17 protein-coding genes are annotated in these 19541 nt (G+C 35.7%); 10 read left to right on the top strand and 7 right to left on the bottom strand.

What is annotated here, in order from left to right; genetic code table 11:
- Both lat and SB679_RS02255 read right to left on the bottom strand, forming a co-directional pair.
- On the bottom strand, positions 1–1326 hold the full coding sequence (gene lat / locus SB679_RS02250) for an L-lysine 6-transaminase (RefSeq protein WP_410700616.1): 1326 nt from the start codon (positions 1324–1326) through the stop codon (positions 1–3).
- A gap of 104 nt (positions 1327–1430) precedes the next feature.
- Positions 1431–2981 carry an aldehyde dehydrogenase family protein gene (locus SB679_RS02255; RefSeq protein ID WP_410700617.1) on the bottom strand — a complete coding sequence of 517 codons (1551 nt, stop codon included), beginning with the start codon at positions 2979–2981 and terminating at the stop codon, positions 1431–1433.
- A 134-nt stretch (positions 2982–3115) separates the two neighbouring features.
- On the opposite strand from SB679_RS02255, the gene SB679_RS02260 reads away from it, so the two are divergent.
- Positions 3116–3313 (top strand): hypothetical protein, encoded by a 198-nt coding sequence (locus tag SB679_RS02260; RefSeq protein WP_410700618.1) that lies wholly within the window; start codon positions 3116–3118, stop codon positions 3311–3313.
- Between the two features lie 102 nt (positions 3314–3415).
- Here the strand turns inward: SB679_RS02260 and SB679_RS02265 are convergent, their stop codons facing one another.
- The 3 genes from SB679_RS02265 to ccsA form a co-directional block, all read right to left on the bottom strand.
- The gene (locus SB679_RS02265; protein ID WP_034714693.1) at positions 3416–3613 is read right to left on the bottom strand and encodes a hypothetical protein; all 198 of its coding nucleotides are present in this window, start codon (positions 3611–3613) and stop codon (positions 3416–3418) included.
- A 28-nt stretch (positions 3614–3641) separates the two neighbouring features.
- Positions 3642–4508, bottom strand: a complete 867-nt coding sequence (locus SB679_RS02270) for an SPFH domain-containing protein (protein ID WP_410700619.1) — start codon at positions 4506–4508, stop codon at positions 3642–3644.
- 351 nt (positions 4509–4859) lie between these two features.
- Entirely contained in the window at positions 4860–8132 is a 3273-nt protein-coding gene (gene ccsA, locus SB679_RS02275) for a cytochrome c biogenesis protein CcsA (RefSeq protein WP_410700620.1), read from the bottom strand.
- A 442-nt stretch (positions 8133–8574) separates the two neighbouring features.
- On the opposite strand from ccsA, the gene SB679_RS02280 reads away from it, so the two are divergent.
- The 4 genes from SB679_RS02280 to SB679_RS02295 all read left to right on the top strand — a co-directional run bounded on the left by SB679_RS02280 (position 8575) and on the right by SB679_RS02295 (position 14433).
- Complete coding sequence (locus SB679_RS02280) at positions 8575–11112, top strand: DNA translocase FtsK 4TM domain-containing protein (protein ID WP_410700621.1); 2538 nt, start codon at positions 8575–8577, stop codon at positions 11110–11112.
- A gap of 61 nt (positions 11113–11173) precedes the next feature.
- Positions 11174–11821 (top strand): LolA family protein, encoded by a 648-nt coding sequence (locus SB679_RS02285; RefSeq protein WP_410700622.1) that lies wholly within the window; start codon positions 11174–11176, stop codon positions 11819–11821.
- A 119-nt stretch (positions 11822–11940) separates the two neighbouring features.
- Complete coding sequence (locus tag SB679_RS02290) at positions 11941–13398, top strand: LptF/LptG family permease (protein ID WP_410700623.1); 1458 nt, start codon at positions 11941–11943, stop codon at positions 13396–13398.
- A gap of 471 nt (positions 13399–13869) precedes the next feature.
- Positions 13870–14433, top strand: a complete 564-nt coding sequence (locus SB679_RS02295) for an OmpH family outer membrane protein (protein WP_410700624.1) — start codon at positions 13870–13872, stop codon at positions 14431–14433.
- A gap of 90 nt (positions 14434–14523) precedes the next feature.
- On the opposite strand, the gene frr is transcribed toward SB679_RS02295, so the two are convergent.
- Positions 14524–15078 (bottom strand): ribosome recycling factor, encoded by a 555-nt coding sequence (gene frr / locus SB679_RS02300; RefSeq protein ID WP_034714679.1) that lies wholly within the window; start codon positions 15076–15078, stop codon positions 14524–14526.
- Positions 15079–15479: 401 nt separating this feature from the next.
- Positions 15480–16187 carry a UMP kinase gene (pyrH, locus tag SB679_RS02305; RefSeq protein ID WP_410700625.1) on the bottom strand — a complete coding sequence of 236 codons (708 nt, stop codon included), beginning with the start codon at positions 16185–16187 and terminating at the stop codon, positions 15480–15482.
- 165 nt (positions 16188–16352) lie between these two features.
- Between pyrH and porQ the strand changes: the two genes are divergently transcribed.
- From porQ to SB679_RS02330, 5 genes are all read left to right on the top strand, one after another.
- The gene (gene porQ, locus SB679_RS02310; protein WP_410700626.1) at positions 16353–17342 is read left to right on the top strand and encodes a type IX secretion system protein PorQ; all 990 of its coding nucleotides are present in this window, start codon (positions 16353–16355) and stop codon (positions 17340–17342) included.
- A gap of 83 nt (positions 17343–17425) precedes the next feature.
- The gene (gene cmk, locus SB679_RS02315) at positions 17426–18100 is read left to right on the top strand and encodes a (d)CMP kinase (RefSeq protein WP_410700627.1); all 675 of its coding nucleotides are present in this window, start codon (positions 17426–17428) and stop codon (positions 18098–18100) included.
- 95 nt (positions 18101–18195) lie between these two features.
- Entirely contained in the window at positions 18196–18546 is a 351-nt protein-coding gene (locus SB679_RS02320) for a YtxH domain-containing protein (RefSeq protein WP_034714671.1), read from the top strand.
- A gap of 79 nt (positions 18547–18625) precedes the next feature.
- Positions 18626–18934: a phage holin family protein gene (locus SB679_RS02325; RefSeq protein ID WP_410700628.1), complete on the top strand. Its 309-nt coding sequence runs from the start codon at positions 18626–18628 to the stop codon at positions 18932–18934.
- 3 nt (positions 18935–18937) lie between these two features.
- Complete coding sequence (locus SB679_RS02330; protein WP_317739674.1) at positions 18938–19435, top strand: phosphoribosyl-ATP pyrophosphatase; 498 nt, start codon at positions 18938–18940, stop codon at positions 19433–19435.
- Positions 19436–19541: the final 106 nt, after the last annotated feature.

Here is a 19541-nt window from a genome sequence, read left to right on the forward strand (position 1 = left end):
TTAAATTTTGTTAATATTATTTTCAATTTTATCTAACGCTAACTGAATTTCTCCTTTGGTAACATTCAGGTGAGGTCTGAAACGAATCGACTGATCTCCACATGATAAGATGATCAATCCATCTTTGAAAAGCTCATTAACCAGATGATTTCTATCTGCTGCGGAAGGTAAATCAATGGCACACATTAATCCTCTTCCTCTTGCATTTGAAATCTTTTCAGGATGCTTCTGAGCTAAATTCTGTAAACCTTCCAACAGGTATTCTCCGACTACTTTTGCATTTTCAACAAGGTTTTCTTTTTCGATTACTTCCATCACCAATTGGAATCTTAGCATGTCGATAAAGTTTCCTCCAAAAGTAGAATTGATCCTTGAGCTTTCTCTGAAAACGTTATTCGGAATTTCATCAAACTTTTCTTTGTTGGCCAATACACCACAAACCTGTGCTTTTTTACCGAAAGAAATTATGTCCGGTTTAGCGGTAAAATGCTGGAATGCCCACATTTCACCAGTAATTGCGATTCCGGTCTGAACTTCATCAAAAATCAACAAAACTTCGTTATCATCACAGATCTTTCTCAGCCCGGTAAAGAACTCATCTCTGAAGTGATTATCGCCGCCTTCAGCCTGAATAGGCTCAATAATGATACACGCTACTTTGTTAGGATTCATCAGAATAGATTCTTCAATCTGCAGCAAAGCCAGTCTTTCATTTTTGATCGTTTCCTCCAGGTTTTCTTCTGTGATCGGGAAAGTTAATTTAGGGTTCAAGATTCTCGGCCATTCAAACATCGGGAAATATTGATATTTTCTTGGGTCTGAAGTATTGGTTAAGCTTAAAGTATATCCGCTTCTTCCGTGAAATGCCTGTCTGAAATGGATGCAGATTCCTGCCTCAATATCAAGTCCTTTTTCAAAATTCTTACGGGTTTTCCAGTCGAAACATGCTTTCATCGCATTTTCAACACCCAATGTTCCTCCTTCAATAAAAAAGGCATACTGCAATTCCTGAGGAATCACCACTCTTTCGAAAACTTCCAGAAAGTGAGCATATTCTTCGGAATACACGTCAGCAAGGGTTGGCTTGTTAACCGCCATTTTTCCTAACCATGCTGATCTTTCAACAAGATAAGGGTGATTGTACCCCACAGAAGCCGATGCAAACATGGAAAACATATCTAAATATTCTCTGTCAGAAAGTTTATCATACAGCCATGATCCGTGGGATCTTTCTATATCCATCACGAAGTCGAAACCGTCTGCCAATACATGTCTGCCTACTGTTTCTTTTACTTTATTTGCTTTTATATCAATTGTTTGTTCCATAGTTAACTGTGTTTGATTTAAAAATTGAATGGTTAAAAAGATTTAAGCATTCCAGGTTATTAATTTTTAAATTTTTAAATCGTTAAATGATTTAAATTAGAATTTTACAAGTCAAACTTAATTCCTTGTGCTAAAGGAAGTTGAGCCGTGTAATTTATAGTATTGGTTTGTCTTCTCATATAGTATTTCCAAACGTCAGAACCGGATTCTCTACCGCCACCAGTTTCTTTTTCACCTCCGAAAGCACCTCCGATTTCAGCACCTGAAGTTCCTATATTTACGTTGGCAATTCCACAGTCTGAACCTGCATGAGAAAGGAATAATTCTGCTTCTCTTAAATTCTGAGTCATGATTGCAGATGATAATCCCTGAGGAACATCATTTTGGATCGCAATTGCGTCTTCTAATGTTTTATATTTAATCAGATATAAAATAGGAGCAAAAGTTTCGTGCTGAACGATCTCATAAGAGTTTTTAACTTCTGCGATACAAGGTTTCACGTAACATCCGGATTCATAATCCTTCCCTGACAATACACCGCCTTCTACGACAAATTTACCGCCTTCTTTTTTACATTTTTTGATCGCTTCTTCGTATTGATTAACAGCATCTACGTCAATAAGAGGCCCTACATGGTTATTTTCATCCAGTGGATTTCCTATTTTCAGCTGCCCATATGCTTTTACCAGTCTTTTCTTTACTTCATCATATACACTTTCATGAATAATCAGTCTTCTTGTGCTGGTACATCTTTGTCCTGCAGTTCCTACAGCTCCAAAAACAGCTCCGATAATGGACATGTCGATATCAGCATCTTTAGAGATAATAATCGCGTTATTTCCACCTAATTCAAGGATTGATTTCCCGAATCTTTCTGCTACTTTAGAAGAAACCATTCTTCCTACTCTTGTAGAACCTGTGAAAGAAATTAACGAAATTCTCTTGTCTTCCACCAATCGCTGTCCGATCTCATGATCTGCAACCAATAGACTGGAAATACCTTCTGAAAGATTATTTTCCTTAAGAACTTCATTCATGATATTCTGACATGCAAATGCACAGAAAGGAGTTTTTTCTGATGGCTTCCAGATGGTAACGTTACCGCAGATCCATGATAAAGCAGTGTTCCACGCCCAAACGGCAACCGGGAAGTTGAAAGCAGTAATTACCCCTACAATCCCCAGTGGATGATATTGTTCGTACATTCTGTGACCAGGTCTTTCCGAATGCATCGTATATCCATGGAGCTGTCTTGAAAGACCTACTGCAAAATCGCAGATATCGATCATTTCCTGTACTTCTCCTAAACCTTCCTGTAAAGATTTACCCATTTCATAAGAAACAAGTTTTCCTAAATCATCTTTATACTCTCTTAATTTTTGGCCTAACTGTCTTACAATCTCTCCTCTTTTCGGTGCCGGGATTGATCTGAATTCCTGAAATGCCTTTTGAGCAGTGGTAATTACTTTTTCATAATCACTCTCTCCGGACATTTTTATGGTACCAATTAATTTTCCGTCTGACGGTGAATAACTTTCGATAGTTTTTCCTGATGCAAAAAACTTTCCACCTACCGAAGTTCCTTTATTTTCATCTTTAATACCTAGATTGATCAGAGTCTTTTCGATCCCGAAATCCTTTACTTTTTTAGACATAAAATGTTACTTTTCGTTTCCTCTAAAGATAAAAATATTATGTGAATCACAAAATTTTAATTTTTTTAACAAATTTTTATTTGGACTAGTTATAAACATGATTACCTTTGTACAGTAATTTTATAATTTCAGTGATGGAAAGTAATGCACCTATAAAAGAACCTGTAGAAAAAGAAAATCATTCGAAATGGAAACAATGGGTTAAGCGTTTTGGCGTAGGAGGAATCATCTTTTTTACGGTAAAAGGTATTATCACTTCGACTTTGATTTATTTCCTGGGTAAAAATTTCTGGACTATTATCAGCTCGTATTTTTCGTCGATTTTTGAATAAGCTTATAAACATTCAACATAAAAAAAGGAAAGCAGAGAATATTCTCTGCTTTCCTTTTTTTTTATTAAGTAATTGTATTATTTATAAATCGTTAGACCTTTTTCATCCTTCTTTCTTTTTTCTTCCGGAATCTATAAGACTTTGGTGAAGCATATACTCAATCTGCCCGTTTACACTCCTGAATTCATCACTAGCCCATTTTTCGAGGAGTTTGTAGGTAGACTCATCAATCCTCAACACAAAAGATTTTTTACCTTTTGAGGTGCTTTCAGATGGATTTTGAGCTTTTTGTTCTTTCATTATATTCTAATTGCTATCCAGTTTAAATTTAGTTGTATAAAGTTCCGGCATTCACAATAGGTGTTGCTGCTTTTTCGCCACATAAAACAACCATCAGATTGCTTACCATCGCTGCTTTTCTTTCATCATCCAACTCTACAATGTTTTTTTCTGAAAGTTTGTTCAACGCCAACTCAACCATTCCTACGGCTCCTTCTACAATTTTTGTTCTTGCTGCAACGATCGCTGTAGCCTGTTGTCTTTGCAACATGGCGCCGGCAATTTCGGAAGCATAGGCAAGATGTGAAATTCTCGCTTCCTGAATGATAATTCCCGCTTTTGAAAGACGGTCAGTCAATTCCTGCTCCAGGATAGAATTGATCTTATCTCCACCTTCTCTTAAAGTAATCGGTGCGTGATCATCTTCCAGGTTGTCATAAGGGAAACTCATTGCTAGATGACGTACTGCTGCTTCACTCTGCATTCTTACGAAATCTGAATACCGTTCTACATCAAAAGCCGCTTTATAGGTATCTCCTACCTTCCAAACCATTACCACAGCAATCTCGATTGGATTACCCATTTTATCATTAACCTTCAGCGTTTGGCCCTGTAAGTTTTCCGAACGAAGCGAAATTTTTTGTGATGAATACAATGGATTGATGAAGAAAAGCCCATTATCTTTTACGCTTCCTACATACTTCCCAAAAAAATTCAATACTCTGGAATGATTCGGCTGAATGATCATCAGGCCCTTCATGAAAAAACAGAAAAGCAGAAAACAAAGTACCGAGAGTACCACAAAAGTAATGCTCTGATCAACTCCGCTGATGAAGAAATATACTGCAGCTACAAACAGTACTAAACAAATAATTAAAGCTAAGTAGCCTGACATTGGTTTTAAAACTTTTTCCATAAGTGTAATTTATAATGATATTAATTTGATATCATAAAGCTAAATATAAATTTTGGTTTATGAAATATAAATTTTGATTTTTTTTACTATAAGATTTTGTAGTGTGAATGCATTTTTCATCAAATTTCTTTCATCTTGAAGCAAAAGAAACAAAAGTTGAAGACTGAAAAATGAATGCTAAAATCTCCAAAACTTGTGCGAATCTGCGTTTTATTCCTCGGTCCTAAATTCTGTCCCATACTCAAAACAGTGGGAATTTTTAACGCTTCATTTTCCTAAGTTGATTAAAGTATAGCACAAAAAAATCCCGGAAATATGATTTCCGGGATTTATATGATATAATAAGTTGTCTTATTTTTGATTTAAAACTTTAAACTTAAAGTAAGAAACAACAGATAATAAAAGCATTGAAGATAATCCGATATATACCCAAGCCGGAACCGGAACCGGATCTCCTGCTGCATACGAGTGAAGACCACTTAAGTAATAGTTAACTCCGAAATAAGTCATCACCATTGAGCAGAATGCAAACATTGTTGCAACGTGGAAAGCCCATTTGCTTCTTAAGCCCGGAACCAATCTCATGTGGAGTACGAAAGCATATACCATAATCGAGATGAAAGCCCATGTTTCTTTCGGGTCCCAGCTCCAGTATCTACCCCATGATTCATTCGCCCAGATTCCTCCTAAGAAGTTTCCTACAGTTAATGCGAACAGACCTATCGTAAGAGACATTTCAGATACAATGACCAATTCTTTCAAGGTAGTATCATGGTGAAGTTTATAAGTCTCTTTGTTGGCAATGATAAAGAATACCAGACAGATTACTGCGATGATCATCGACAGGGCAAAGAATCCGTAACTGGAAGTAATAATTGCTACGTGAACAATCAGCCAGTATGACTTCAATACAGGCACAAGCGGTGTGATCTGAGGATCAAGTGCTGAACCTCCGTGCGCAAATCCCATCATAATAACTGCCACCATAAATCCGGCTGCCGGAATTAAAGCGTTGGAGTTTCTGTACAGCACTAAACCTGCTGAAATTCCTACCCACGAGATGAAGATAATTGCTTCATATCCGTTACTCCAAGGCGCATGTCCAGAAATATACCATCTTGCTACCAATCCTAAGAAATGACAGATATACCCGATTAACCCTAAAGCAATGATGATTTTGATGATTTTATTTAAGAGCTTATTAGATTTAAATAGTTCAACAAAACCTAATATTAACAACAATCCACCAATGATGGTATAGAAAATAAGTAATTTGAAGTTGATGTTCACGGTATTCATGAATACTTCAAGATCTACTTTTGATTTTGCAGGAACTACACTTTTCCCCCATTTTTGCTGATAGTCTGAAAGTTTTGCCAGTTCAGCATCCGCTTTGCTCCAATCTCCTGATTTCTGAGCTGCCAGAGCTTCTGCGAAATAAGGTCCCATCACTTGCTGAGACTCCATATCCGGTTCGAATTTCTGGTCCAGCCAAGAATGCCATGTATGGTTGGCATCATTTTTCACGGGAACAATTCTCATAAACTGACCACTGAAAAATTCGTTAAAGATCTGTACTCTTTCGTTGACCGAAATCACCTCTTTATCATAATTCGTCTGTTCAGCCGGTTTCTTACGGAATGCCGTATTATAATCGTGTTCCAGGATGTACACAAGATTTCCGTTGGCATCAGCCGGGAACAGGTTCATTAATGAAGTGTACCCATCTTCGTCAGCCTTCGTTTTATTCTTTAATTCATCACCTCCTTTTGAACCGATTTTGATCATTGGAACCATCGTCCAGCTCGGAGTATCTGTATTGATTGAAAGGAACCACTGGTTAGCCGTAAGGTATTTTCCATCCGTTCCTCTGAATGCATCTTTTTTATAGAGTTTTCTTAAAACATCAAGAGCTTCTGTATTGATCGGAACAATTCTACCATCAAAATTCTGAACCAAAAGGTACCCAAATTTATCAGCATGTTCTTCACTTATTTTATTTCTCGCAATGATCTCATCCGCAGAAATCAGTTTCATTTTGCTCAACGGCGCTGCCAGAGAATTCTGTTTTGGCGCTGCCCCTTCCTGCGCATGTGCAGTTTCAGGAGCTACCGCATGGGTGTGTCCGTCACCTTCTACGTGTACATGCTCTCTGCTCCCATCACTTGTTCCGTGAGTTTCAATTTTTTGAGCCTGTAAACCTAAACTTAAGAACAGTAAAAGTACACCGGCAGCTCTTTTCTTATTAACATCGGTAAGCATTTTATTCAATTTCCAGAAATGAGTTCCTTTCCAGAAGAAAATAACAAACATTCCTAAAAACAGAAACGTATATCCGATATAAGAGATTAAAGTTCCCCAGAAATCATGGTTAACAGAAAGTACGGTTCCCATTCTGTCCGGATCGAAACTGGATTGGAAGAAACGGTATCCTCCGTGATTAAGAACGTGGTTCATATAGATTTTATAAGGAGTTTCTTTACCTCCGTCAATAATTTTAACGTGACTTTCATAAGCACTTGGTGATGAACTTCCCGGGTATGTTTCCATAACGAAATCATCCAGTTTCAGGGCAAACGGAGTATTGTATACTTTAGGACCGTACCCTACCATCATATTCAATCCATCCATTGTTACCTGCTTGAAGGCATTAGGATTTCCTTTTTCTACTGATAAATCGACAAGACGTTTTGTTTTCGGCCCCTGAATTTCAACTGTCAGCATATCCGGAACAGCCTGATCTTTCTTTCTGTCACCTTCAAAAGCCAATAGTCTTCCTTTTTTAAGACCTTCAGGAACTACCAGTTTCAATTCATTGATGCTGTATAAGCTTCTTAATGCAAGAGGCTGGAATTGATCTTTAACTGTATTTCCCGTAGCTTGGGTAGCCATGGTCATGTAAGTAGCATCAACAGGAGTTTTAACAAATAATTTTCCGCCCTCATTTTTAAATTCTACAGCGCCGTCAATTGATCTGTTGAAGGCAACCAATGTTCCGTTCACAGATTTTGTTTCTCCCGGTTTAATGTAAATATTCTGTCTTCCAGTCTGCCCTGTCGACACCAAATGAAGATATTCCGCACCATTTGGATCAGCAATCAGACTGTCTTTTTTTCTCTGAATGTATTGTACTGCAGAAACTTTCACTTCTTTTCCGTGGAAATCATACGATGCATTAAAATCTTTATGCAACGGAGACATCAAATAAGGAACATCCTGATAATTAAGGACATCTCCTTTCTCTTCAATTTGAATCTTAAAGAAATTTTTGTCGGTTACAATTTCATTTGAAGTTTCCCCTTCTCTGATATGCATCTGTCCTTCAAAACTGATGTATCTTGTGATAGCACCCCCAATGAAAATGAAAATAAATGCAAGGTGAAACACTAAAACCGGCCATTTTTCTTTTTTCCAAAGTCGGTATCTTCCGATGTTTCCGATAAAGTTAAGAATGAGCAGCACCATGATTAATTCAAACCATTTTGCTTCATAAATTAATGCTTTCGCCGTGGGCGTTCCGTAATCGTTTTCTAAGAACGTAGCATATGCCATCGCAAATGCATAGATCAACAGCAACACAGCCATCGTTCTGGTTGAGATAAGAATATCTTGGAGCTTCTTCATGAATTTTTTTTACTTGACATGCAAAAATAAGGATGATTAAATAAAAGGTCGATAAAAAAAACTGTTTTTTATCATTTTAAACCGCATAACCGTTATTTTGAATTATTCTTAATAATATAAAAAATAATAGCGAAAATTCAATATCAAAAACACCTGATAAAGCGTATGAAAAATAGCTATATCTGTTATTGAGTCAGTCTATTTCCTTCATCCATTTTCCATCTTATTTTTTTATAGAAATGTATGGTAGATTTTAGGATGTATTCTGAACCGGTTTAAAAAAAATGAAGTGCTTTTTTAATTTATTTTCAATATTTTTAAACAATAATGCTTTATATAAAGAAGATCAACTTTCAGAAACTGAATATGTAGTAACCTTTCTTTTTGATGAAAAAAGATTCTTTTAGTATTGAAAAAACATTAAATTTGCCTCATTGATATTATGGATAAAAAGACACAAACAAAGCAAACAGAATCACCTGAAACAGGCAGAATTTTATCTAAGCCACGTATATTTTTCGGGCTTACTTTTGTACTTCTTTCCGTTGTCCTTGCCTTCTCGTTCATCTCATATTTAATGAACTGGAAAGCAGACCAAAGCCAGGCCGGGACAATGCTTGACAAGAGTATAAAATCTTCAAACATATTTGGGAAAATCGGCGACTGGCTGGGGAATATTTTTATATTCGAAAGCATCGGTATCGCTTCCTTTATCATTGCATTCCTATTTTTAGTAGTGGGTACACTGATACTGAAAAAGAAAATATTCAAACCCTGGAAAACCATAGGACATTCTTTGTTCTTCATTTGCTGGCTTCCTATATTTATGGGAGCATTAACGAAAGGACAGGGCGTTTTAGGAGGTGTATACGGATACCAGATTATGGATTATCTGAATGCCATTATTGGAACGGTTGGCCTTTGGCTGGTTCTAGCGTCAAGCATTCTTTTATATTTCATTTTAGAATTTAATCTTCGCCCAAGTTCTATTAAAGCGAAATTCAACAGTATTAATGAAAATACCATCGGAAAGGTAAAATCCATTATGCCTAATTCTGATGAAAACTTTGAGGCCGACGAGGAGCTGGAGGAAGAAGTTCATGAAACTCCATCCAATGTCACTGTAACAGATACTACTAAACCTGTAAAAGTTCAGGAACCTGTGGAAGTCCCAAAAAGTTTTCCTGAAGTTCCTATTGCTCCAACAGTAGAAACTACGATTGTAACTCCTAATCATACTTCTTTTGAGGATGAGAAAAATTTTTCCCAACCTCTTAATGTACATCTTAACACAAAACCTCAGGTTCCGCTTTCCACTCCGGAACAAGCTTTTGATATAAAGCCTCCGATTTCTACACCAGTGATGACTCCGCCACAGGAAAACATTAAGTTTAATGTAGAAGTAGCACCAGTTATTGATGTACTGGACGAGTCGGATAAAAAATCTCAGGAGCTTGTTGACAAGCACGGTTTGTATGACCACCGTTTAGATCTGGCAGGTTTCCAAATGCCTACCATTGATTTATTGAGAGATTATGGAAATGAAGAAATTTCTATCAACCAAGAAGAATTAGAGGAAAATAAAAATAAAATTGTAGGCCTTCTGAAAAACTTCAACGTAGGAATTTCTGAAATTAAAGCAACAATAGGACCTACCGTTACTTTATACGAAATTGTTCCGGAAGCAGGAATCAGGGTATCTGCCATTAAAAAACTACAGGATGATATTGCCTTAAATCTTTCTGCATTAGGAATCAGGATTATTGCTCCGATGCCTGGAAAAGGAACGATCGGAATAGAAGTTCCGAGAAAAAATCCTACTATGGTTTCTATGCGTTCTGTGATTGCTTCCCATAAATTCCAGAATACAGATATGGATTTACCTGTTGTTTTCGGAAAAACGATTTCTAATGAAGTCTTCATGGCGGATTTAGCAAAAATGCCTCACTTGCTGATGGCTGGAGCTACAGGACAGGGTAAATCGGTTGGTATTAATGCCATTCTTACTTCCCTACTCTACAAAAAGCACCCGAGTGAACTGAAATTTGTAATGGTGGATCCTAAAAAAGTGGAACTTTCATTATATTCAAAAATCGAAAGACATTATCTGGCTAAACTTCCGGATACAGACGATGCCATCATCACAGATACGAACAAAGTAATCAACACACTGAATTCTCTTTGTATTGAGATGGACACAAGATATGACCTTCTTAAAAATGCGTTCTGTAAAAACCTGAAGGAATACAATAAAAAATTCACGGAAAGAAAATTAAACCCGGAAAATGGTCACCGATATTTACCTTATATCGTGTTGGTGGTTGATGAGTTTGCCGATCTGATCATGACTGCCGGAAAAGAAGTTGAAATGCCGATCGCCAGATTAGCACAGCTTGCAAGAGCAGTAGGAATACACCTTATCGTTGCAACACAAAGACCTTCCGTAAATGTAATTACCGGTATGATTAAAGCTAACTTCCCGGCAAGAGCAGCCTTTAGAGTAATTTCAAGTGTAGACTCCAGAACAATCCTGGATTCTCCGGGGGCAGATCAGCTGATTGGTAAAGGAGATATGCTTTACTTTAATGGAAATGAAATATTAAGACTTCAATGTGCTTTTGTAGATACGCCTGAAGTGGAAAGAATTGCAGAATACATCGGAGAACAAAAAGGATATGCATCAGCATTTTTACTACCTGAATATGTTTCTGAAGATGCTTCAAGCACAGTAGGAACCTTCGATCCTAATGAAAAGGATGCATTGTTTGAAGAAGCGGCAAGAATTATCGTTTCTACACAACAGGGATCTACTTCAATGCTTCAAAGACAATTGAAATTGGGGTATAACAGAGCGGGAAGAATTATGGATCAGCTGGAAGCAACCGGTATTGTTGGAGGCTTTAACGGAGCTAAAGCAAGAGAGGTGATCATCAGTGACCTTAATTCTTTGGAACAGTTTTTGGAAGATCTGCGTAGATAAAGGAAAACAACATGTTTATTCTTATCAGTTAAAAAAATCTAAGAGTATTTAAATTAAAAAAATGAAAAGTATTATTTCAAAGGTTATATTAGGAAGTTTTGTTGTAGGAGCAGTAGGATTAGCCAATGCACAAAAAATTGATGCAAAAGCTAAAAAGATATTGGATGACATCACGGCCAATTACAATTCCAAAAAGAATTCTTATTTCAAATTTTCTTTTGGAAGCGGAGCCAATGGACAGGTTTCTAAAACAGAGCCCGGAATTTATTATTCAGCCGGCAACAAATACAAGTTGAAAATTATGGATACCGAGCAGATTTTTGACGGAAACAAAATCTATAATATCAACGCAGATGATATGGAAGTAACAACAGCAAAACCTAACGGAAGCAGCAGTATGTTCTCCCCTATCAACTATCTTACTACCTACAGAAACGACTATAATGTAACTTATAACGGAAAACAGATGGTGAATGGAGTGAATGCAGACTTCATTAAATTAACCCCTGTAAAAGCAAACGGAATCAAGTACGTGTATCTTTTTGTAGATTCTGCAAAAAAGCAGATGGTAAAGCTTGAACAGCACGGAAATAACAATGATGTAGCTGTAATTGCGATCAAAGAATATAAAGAAAACCAGACTCTGGATCCGAATATGTTTGTTTTTGATAAGAATAAATTTAAAAATTACGTGATCACAGAATTGTAAACAGCATTAGACAAACAGCAAACGCAGAAATTATCTAATGCAAATCAGATTTATTTAAAAAATCATAAAATATAGAAAGCCACAAGTAAACTTTGTGGCTTTTTCATTAATTTTGGCAAATGTTAAAAATACTAGACCGATATATCATAAAAACCTTCTTTGGACCGTTTTTCTTTATATTCAGCGTATTGTTTTTCATCTTTATTGTAAACATTATCTGGGTTCAATTGGGGCAGTTTATGGGAAAAGGATTAACCTACTGGCAAATCCTTAAACTTCTTTTCTACCTTGGAGTAAGTGTGGTCAGTTTGGTACTTCCGCTTACCATACTTTTGGCAAGTATTATGTCTTTTGGAGAATTTGGAGAACGCTATGAATTAGCAGCCATGAAAGCGGCCGGCATTTCTCTTACGAGAGTAATGGCTCCTCTGCTGGGGGTAGCCACCGTACTTGCAGTCATGCTTTTTTTCTTTTCCAATAATATTATTCCGGATTTCCAGAAGAAGGCTAAAAATATGCTTTTCAATATTGCCCAGACCAAACCGGCACTGAACTTTACTCCGGGACAGTTTATTGACCAGATCCCAGGATATATGGTGAAATTCGATAAAATCTACGGGGAAAACGGAGAAAATATCGATGGTGTTTTTATACACAGAAAAGCCAGCACATATGAAGATCAGCGGACTATTGTAGCTGAAAAAGGAAAGTTTGTACCTGCCGCTAATAAAAACTTTTTAAAACTGGTTCTGTATAGCGGATACGTATTTGAAGATAAATTGGAAGGAAAACCGGAAAATGTCAAATTAAGACAACCCGATCAAGCCATTAAATTTGATTCTCTGACTTTACATTTTGATGTGAGTGAGCTCATTAGTAAAGCCATCGAAAAGGAACAGATTACAGATGACTACCGTTTTCAGACCTATGGTCAGCTGAATGAAACTATTGATAAAAATAAGAAAGACAACGATAAGTTTTTTAGCAATATCAGCAACGATGTGTTAAACCAAACCAGTGCTGTTGTTACTTATATGGATAAAAACACCAAGTCTAAAGCAGTGGCAAAGCCTCAAATAAAACTGGACACTGTAAAAGGAGGAAAAAAATTGGAAATCATCTATAATGCCTACAACAGGTTAGATAATCTAAAATCTACAGTAGAAGGAAAAAAGAACGAGCTTAGCCCGAATATCAAATATTTCAGCAAAATTGTTATTTACCAACAGAGAATCGTTTCTTATTCTGTTACCTGTATCATCTTCTTCCTTATTGGGGCGAGTTTAGGTTCCATCATCAGAAAAGGAGGAATGGGACTTCCGGTGATCATTGCGATCGTAATTTTTATTATTTTCTACGTCATGAACCTGGGAATTGAAAACATCTCATGGAGCGGAAAAATGAGCCCTTATCTTGCGGCATGGCTTCCCAACCTGATCCTTCTTCCTTTTGGAATCTGGATGACTTATAAAGCACTTACCGATTCGCAGCTTTTTGATGCTGAAAAATACAAAGCATTATTTAAACCGATTACGAAGCTATTCAGCAAAAACAAAGAACATAAAAGATATCAATAACTATCATTAAAAGATTATAAAAGGCCTGGATTTTTTCGGGTCTTTTTTATTTACAATGTGGTATTTATTACATTCTAGACTAAATGATAAAAAGCTATATTCATAATTATGAAAAAATACTATTGTCATTCCGACGAAGGAATCTCGTTCATAGAGTAGATTCTTCATTTCACTTCGCTACATTCAGAATAACAGCAGAGTAAGTAAGTAATAAAGTCTGGTGTAAAATTGTATATTCATACCAAACTTCTTATATAGATAGTGGTAGTCGGAAGAAACTTTCGACCACTTTTATTTTATTGAAGCTTAAAAAAATATTTCCTTTGATTAAATGCGTTATCCTCACAAACTGAATTGTCTTTTTTTTAGGTATATTTATAACCACATTTATAATAATTCATTTTACTAACCGTTCTCTTACATACACTTTTGATGAATAAAACATCTGACGATATAAATTAATGAAACACCATGAAAAATTTTAAAATGATTTCCAGCCTCGCATTATTCCTGGCTTTTGGATTCAGTAATGCTCAAAAAATAGGTGTTGTAGATACCGATGCTATACTGCAGAAAATGCCACAATATAAAGAAGCAGAAGCAAGACTCGATGCACAGATCAGTACCTGGCAAACAGAACTTCAAAATCTGCAATCTGAATATGACCGGAAAAAATCAGCCTTTGACAATGAAAAAGTACTATTAATCGGAACTCAATTAGCAATGAGGGAAAAGGAAGTCTTAGATTTGGAGAAAAACGTTAAAACAACAATGAGTTTAAGATTTGGAAATAATGGTGAAATTAATAAACTTAAAACAAACCTAGTGGTCCCTTTTGAGGATCAGATACACAATGCCATTACAGCTGTAGCAGAAAGAAATAAAGTAGATACAATGCTGGATAAAAACCGAAACAATGTTCTTTATCTTCAAAAACCATTTGATTATACGGACAGAGTATTACAATTTCTATTGAAAGGAACTTTTGAAACTGATACTGATAAAAAACAGCCCCCTGCAAAAGGAAAAAAATAGTTTTGACTGTTTAATAAAAAAGTCGGAAGATTTTTCTTCCGACTACAATGACTTCTTTAGAAGTCTTTTTTTATTTTCAAAAACTGAAAATTATACTTTCATAATTTCAGCTTCTTTTGTCTTAAGATGATCTTCACAAAGCTTTACATGCTTGTCAGTAAGAGCCTGGATATCTTCTTCCACTCCTTTTATAACATCTTCAGAAATACCTTCCAGCCTTTTAAGTTCTTTCAAACCATTCTGTCTTGCATTTCTTACAACGATTTTTGTATCTTCAGTTTCTCCTTTAGCCTGTTTTGCCAAATCTCTTCTTCTTTCCTCTGTTAGAGGCGGAACATTCAAGATAATATTCTCTCCGTTATTAGAAGGTGCAAAACCTAAGTTAGAATTGATAATAGCTTTTTCAATGGCACCGATCGCTGTTCTATCCCAAGGCTGAATAGAAATCGTCATTGCATCAGGAACAGAAACATTGGCAACCTGATTGATTGGAGTCGGAGCCCCGTAATATTCCACCATAACATCCTGAACCATAGACGTAGAGGCACGTCCTGCTCTAATTCTTTGAAATGCATGATCTAAATGTTTAATAGCTGCATCCATGTCCTGCTTTACAGATTCTACTATAAGATCTAATTCTTCCATTATATATTTAAAGTTTGATAAATTACACATATTACTACAAGTATTGTAAATCAACAAGTTAAGCATTCTAATTTTTCACTTATTAGCCTTTTTTCACTGTTTTTTTACTATTTTTTACTATTTAGTTGTGCAAAAATAACATTTGTTTTTAATTAAGTAAAACTTTATCAATTTTATTTTAATCATTATTTGTTGAAAATTTCCTAGTCATGACTGGATACATTCCTTTTTTAATATTATAACCTTTAAAATTACTTCCTATTGAGCGAGTAGCCCTTTATACAATTAATCAACTAAAAACAATAGCCAACAAAAAACCCTCTTTTTTAAGAGGGTTAAAATGATTATATTGTACAAGTTTCAGGATAGATTATCATCGCTGATAAAAGCCCTTTATTACTTTATAAATCAACTAAAGTTCCTACATTTTCTCCGTCTACAATCTTAACCAGATTACCGTCCTTGTTCATATCAAACACAATAATAGGTAATTTATTTTCGTGGCTTAAAGTAAAAGCAGTCATGTCCATAACTTTAAGATTCTTCTCAAAAACTTCGTCAAAAGATAAAGAATTGTATTTTACTGCATTTTCATTCGTTTCCGGATCACTATCGTAGATTCCGTCTACTCTAGTTCCCTTCAGGATAACATCAGCTCCAATTTCAATGGCTCTTAAGGTAGCCGCAGTATCTGTTGTAAAATAAGGATTTCCGGTTCCGGCACCAAAAATTACAACTCTTCCTTTTTCCAGATGTCTTACAGCACGTCTCTTAATAAAAGGTTCAGCTACTTTATCCATTTCAATAGCAGATTGAAGTCTGGTTTTAATTCCAGCATCTTCCAAAGCGCCCTGTAATGCCATTCCGTTAATTACGGTTGCCAGCATACCCATGTAATCTCCCTGTACTCTGTCCATTCCTTTTGCAGCACCTGCTACTCCACGGAAAATATTTCCTCCTCCAATTACAATTGCAACTTCACAGCCTTTGTCTACAACTTGTTTTATTTCCGCAGCATATTCCTGCAGTCTTTCATTGTCAATACCGTATTGTCTGTTTCCCATTAAGGCTTCACCACTCAGTTTTAGAAGGATTCTTTTATATTTCATCTTTAATTTTTAATAAACTTTTACCAGGGGAATTTCCCTGAAATTTGATTTTGCAAATATAATCATTAAAAATATTGGTAAAAGAAAAATATTTAACTCAAATAATATGATAAATATTTTGTTAAGTACGAAAAAGGATTATTTTTGCATTAATTATAAATTGAATTGAAGAAAATTGTCATTCTTTCATTATTTCTATCAGGAATTGTTTCTTTTGCACAAACGGGAACAAATGTTTATCCGTTCTTAAATATCCCCGTATCTGCCAGACAGGCAGCATTAGGGGGAGATGCAATTTCCATAAGAGATTATGATGTTTCCTTTGCTATTGCAAACCCCTCGTTGTTAAACAAAGATTCAGATAAACAGCTTTCTGTAAACGGAGCCGCCTATCTTGCTGATTCAAAATATGGAACCATCGGCTTTGCCAAAGATCTGGATAACGGACATATGGTGACCGTAAATGCCAGGTATTTGAGCTATGGAAGCATTCCAAGAACTGATGAAAGCGGATATGAAAATGGTGAGTTTAAAGCTTCAGATGTAGCCGTGGGTGCCGGATATGCCTACCAGTTTGAAGAGGACTGGACTATTGGCGGGGGCCTTAACTTCATCACCTCAAAAATTGATAATTACACCTCCTCTGCCATTTCAGGCAATATGGGAGTTACCTATTATAACAAAAAAAATAAAGAAGTACTTTCCCTTGTACTTAGAAACTTCGGGTTTCAACTGAAATCTTTTAACGGAGTGAAGGAAAATCTTCCCTTCAGGGTAGATTTGGGATATACCAGGATATTAAAAGTAATTCCTCTTGCTATTACCATTACTGCCCACGATCTTCAAAAGCTTAATATCTCTTCAGATTATAATGTAAATGGACAGGAAGTTAATTTGGGAAGAAAAATTGCTGATCACTTTTCTTTAGGAGCAGAATTATTCCCGGAAAAAGGCTTTAATATCAGGCTGGGTTATAATGTAAAGAGAGGAAACGAACTTGCAGTGGCAGACCAAAGAAATTTCTCAGGGCTGTCCGCCGGATTTGGAATTAAAATTTCAAAGTTCCGTATAGACTATGCCCATGTAAGATATCACAACTCTTCAAACGTGAATCAGATAGGGGTTTCTATGGATCTTAGCGGCCACCAATATTAAGGAACATCAAAAAATACTCAAAATAATTCATAAAATTTCTTAGTCTTTCTTGGTTTTTTAAAAAAAATCTTGAAATTTGCGGTATGAAAAAACCTGTAATAGCTATCGATGGGTACTCGTCTACCGGAAAAAGTTCAATATCCAAAGTCATTGCTGAAAAGTTAGGACTTATTCATCTGGATACAGGTGCGCTTTACAGAGGAGTAACCTTGTTTGCTCTACAGAACTGTACCAATGAAGATGGAACCCTGGATTTTGAAAAGCTTTTTTCTTCTTTTGGAGATATTCAGCTTGAATTTAAAAATGACCATGGAGAATTGGTACTCTATCTTAATGATACCGACATTTCTATGCAAATACGTTCCAATAAAGTTTCAGATAACGTAAGTCTTGTCGCAAAACAAAAGGAAGTGCGTGATTTTCTATTGCAGGCACAACGATCTTTGGCAGAAAAAGGTGGCATTATGATGGACGGACGTGACATAGGGACAGTAGTTCTGCCAAATGCTGACTTTAAATTTTTCCTTACCGCAAGTATTGACGAAAGAACCAAGAGAAGATATTCAGAGCTGCTGAGCTTAGGTATTGACGCTGATGAACAGCAAGTTAAGCAAAACCTTATTATAAGAGATAAAATAGACAGCGAACGGGAAATTGCCCCTCTTAAGCAGGCTGAAGACGCTATTGTTATAGATAATACCACATTAAATAAAAAGGAAACAATAGATCTTATTTTATCTTATCTTAAAAATATTTAACACTTTTTAATAAGGCTATATCCCCATTTGGTATACAAATTGTAATCTTATATACTGTAAAAACTAATCTTTTATTAACTATTAAAAAACGAAAAATGTCTAGAAAAGAGAAAAATACAGCAGGTATATTAGCAGGACTTCTTGCAGGAGCTGCAGCAGGAGTAATTTTAGGAATGCTTTATGCACCTGAGGAAGGTAAGGAAACTAGAAAGAAAATAAAAAACAAAGCCAACGACCTTAAAGATCAGGCAAAAGACAAGTACGGCGAAGTTTCTGAAAAAGTAAAAGACCAATATGGTAATATTTCTTCTACTTTCAAAGAAACAGCAAGCAGTGTAGCTCATACCGTAAAGGATGGATATGACAAATACAAAGATCAGATTGTTTCTAAAACTGCAGATGTAGTGAAAGATGTAGAAGCAGAATTGAATGATCTAAAAAAATAAGTAATTTATTTTTTTGAGTAAATTATGGGAAGGAACTTTTTGCAAGAAGTTCCTTTTTTTGTAACTTTAAAAAAAAACAATGATAGAAACTATTAAAGAATATGCGTCGAAGAGAATAGACCTTCTAAAAATTGAAGCTACTGAAAAATCTTCTCTTTCCGCTGGGCTCATCACCTATTTTATAGTACTGCTTGTTGCTTTTGCTTTTTTTATTATCCTTTTTAATTTTGGAATTGCATTTCTTATCGGCAAAGCCCTGGATAATACTTCTTATGGATTTTTAATTGTTGCTGGATTCTATTTTTTAATAATGGTTTTTGTAATCGTATTTAAAAATAAAATTGTAAATTCTGTGGCAGATCAGGTTATTAAATTTTTGAATCATTAAGCTATGAGTAGAAAGTACGAAAGTATAGAAGAATTAAGAAGAAAGAAAAGTCTTTTAAAAGAAGAGATCAGTGATTTGGAAAACCTTCTTACCTTTAAAAATACCAAAGAAAGTTTAAGTGCTTTTACTAATGGTTTAACAGATCAGTATCTACAGGAAAATGTAGATGAAGACGGTGATGAAAAAATTACTCTAAGAAAAGACGTTATTGCAAGACAGCTTACTTCAGAAGTAAAAGATATGCTGATCAGTAAAAACACTGCGGTAGGAATTGCAAGTTCAGCATTCAAAGGTAATGTGGCGGACGGTCTTATCAAATTGGGAATTACGGCACTCGTAGGAAACTATGCCAAAAAGAACATGAAAAGTCCTAACTGGAAGAAAAAACTTTTGGGCGCAGCCATGATCTACCTCGCTCCTATTGCGTTGAAATTCGTCAGAAAAAAATTAGAAAATTATCAAAAGAATAAAAGCGTTTCCAGTATGGAACAACTTATATAATTTATTGGAGATCAGATGTCAGATTTTTTAATCGTAAAATAATAGATTTACTATAAGACTGCACAGTCTAAAATCTAGGATCTGACATCTGATCTCTAAAATCCAG

The organism is Chryseobacterium sp. SIMBA_029 (genome assembly GCF_046535275.1).
Taxonomy (GTDB): Bacteria; Bacteroidota; Bacteroidia; order Flavobacteriales; family Weeksellaceae; genus Chryseobacterium.

Coding starts and splice junctions, on each gene's coding strand:
- SB679_RS02325 (WP_410700628.1), top strand. CDS start 18,626: ATGATAGAAACTATTAAAGAATATGCGTCGAAGAGAATAGACCTTCTA.
- lat (WP_410700616.1), bottom strand. CDS start 1,326: ATGGAACAAACAATTGATATAAAAGCAAATAAAGTAAAAGAAACAGTA.
- SB679_RS02330 (WP_317739674.1), top strand. CDS start 18,938: ATGAGTAGAAAGTACGAAAGTATAGAAGAATTAAGAAGAAAGAAAAGT.
- SB679_RS02285 (WP_410700622.1), top strand. CDS start 11,174: ATGAAAAGTATTATTTCAAAGGTTATATTAGGAAGTTTTGTTGTAGGA.
- SB679_RS02280 (WP_410700621.1), top strand. CDS start 8,575: ATGGATAAAAAGACACAAACAAAGCAAACAGAATCACCTGAAACAGGC.
- SB679_RS02270 (WP_410700619.1), bottom strand. CDS start 4,508: ATGGAAAAAGTTTTAAAACCAATGTCAGGCTACTTAGCTTTAATTATT.
- SB679_RS02265 (WP_034714693.1), bottom strand. CDS start 3,613: ATGAAAGAACAAAAAGCTCAAAATCCATCTGAAAGCACCTCAAAAGGT.
- SB679_RS02290 (WP_410700623.1), top strand. CDS start 11,941: ATGTTAAAAATACTAGACCGATATATCATAAAAACCTTCTTTGGACCG.
- ccsA (WP_410700620.1), bottom strand. CDS start 8,132: ATGAAGAAGCTCCAAGATATTCTTATCTCAACCAGAACGATGGCTGTG.
- SB679_RS02260 (WP_410700618.1), top strand. CDS start 3,116: ATGGAAAGTAATGCACCTATAAAAGAACCTGTAGAAAAAGAAAATCAT.
- frr (WP_034714679.1), bottom strand. CDS start 15,078: ATGGAAGAATTAGATCTTATAGTAGAATCTGTAAAGCAGGACATGGAT.
- SB679_RS02255 (WP_410700617.1), bottom strand. CDS start 2,981: ATGTCTAAAAAAGTAAAGGATTTCGGGATCGAAAAGACTCTGATCAAT.
- SB679_RS02320 (WP_034714671.1), top strand. CDS start 18,196: ATGTCTAGAAAAGAGAAAAATACAGCAGGTATATTAGCAGGACTTCTT.
- pyrH (WP_410700625.1), bottom strand. CDS start 16,187: ATGAAATATAAAAGAATCCTTCTAAAACTGAGTGGTGAAGCCTTAATG.
- SB679_RS02295 (WP_410700624.1), top strand. CDS start 13,870: ATGAAAAATTTTAAAATGATTTCCAGCCTCGCATTATTCCTGGCTTTT.
- cmk (WP_410700627.1), top strand. CDS start 17,426: ATGAAAAAACCTGTAATAGCTATCGATGGGTACTCGTCTACCGGAAAA.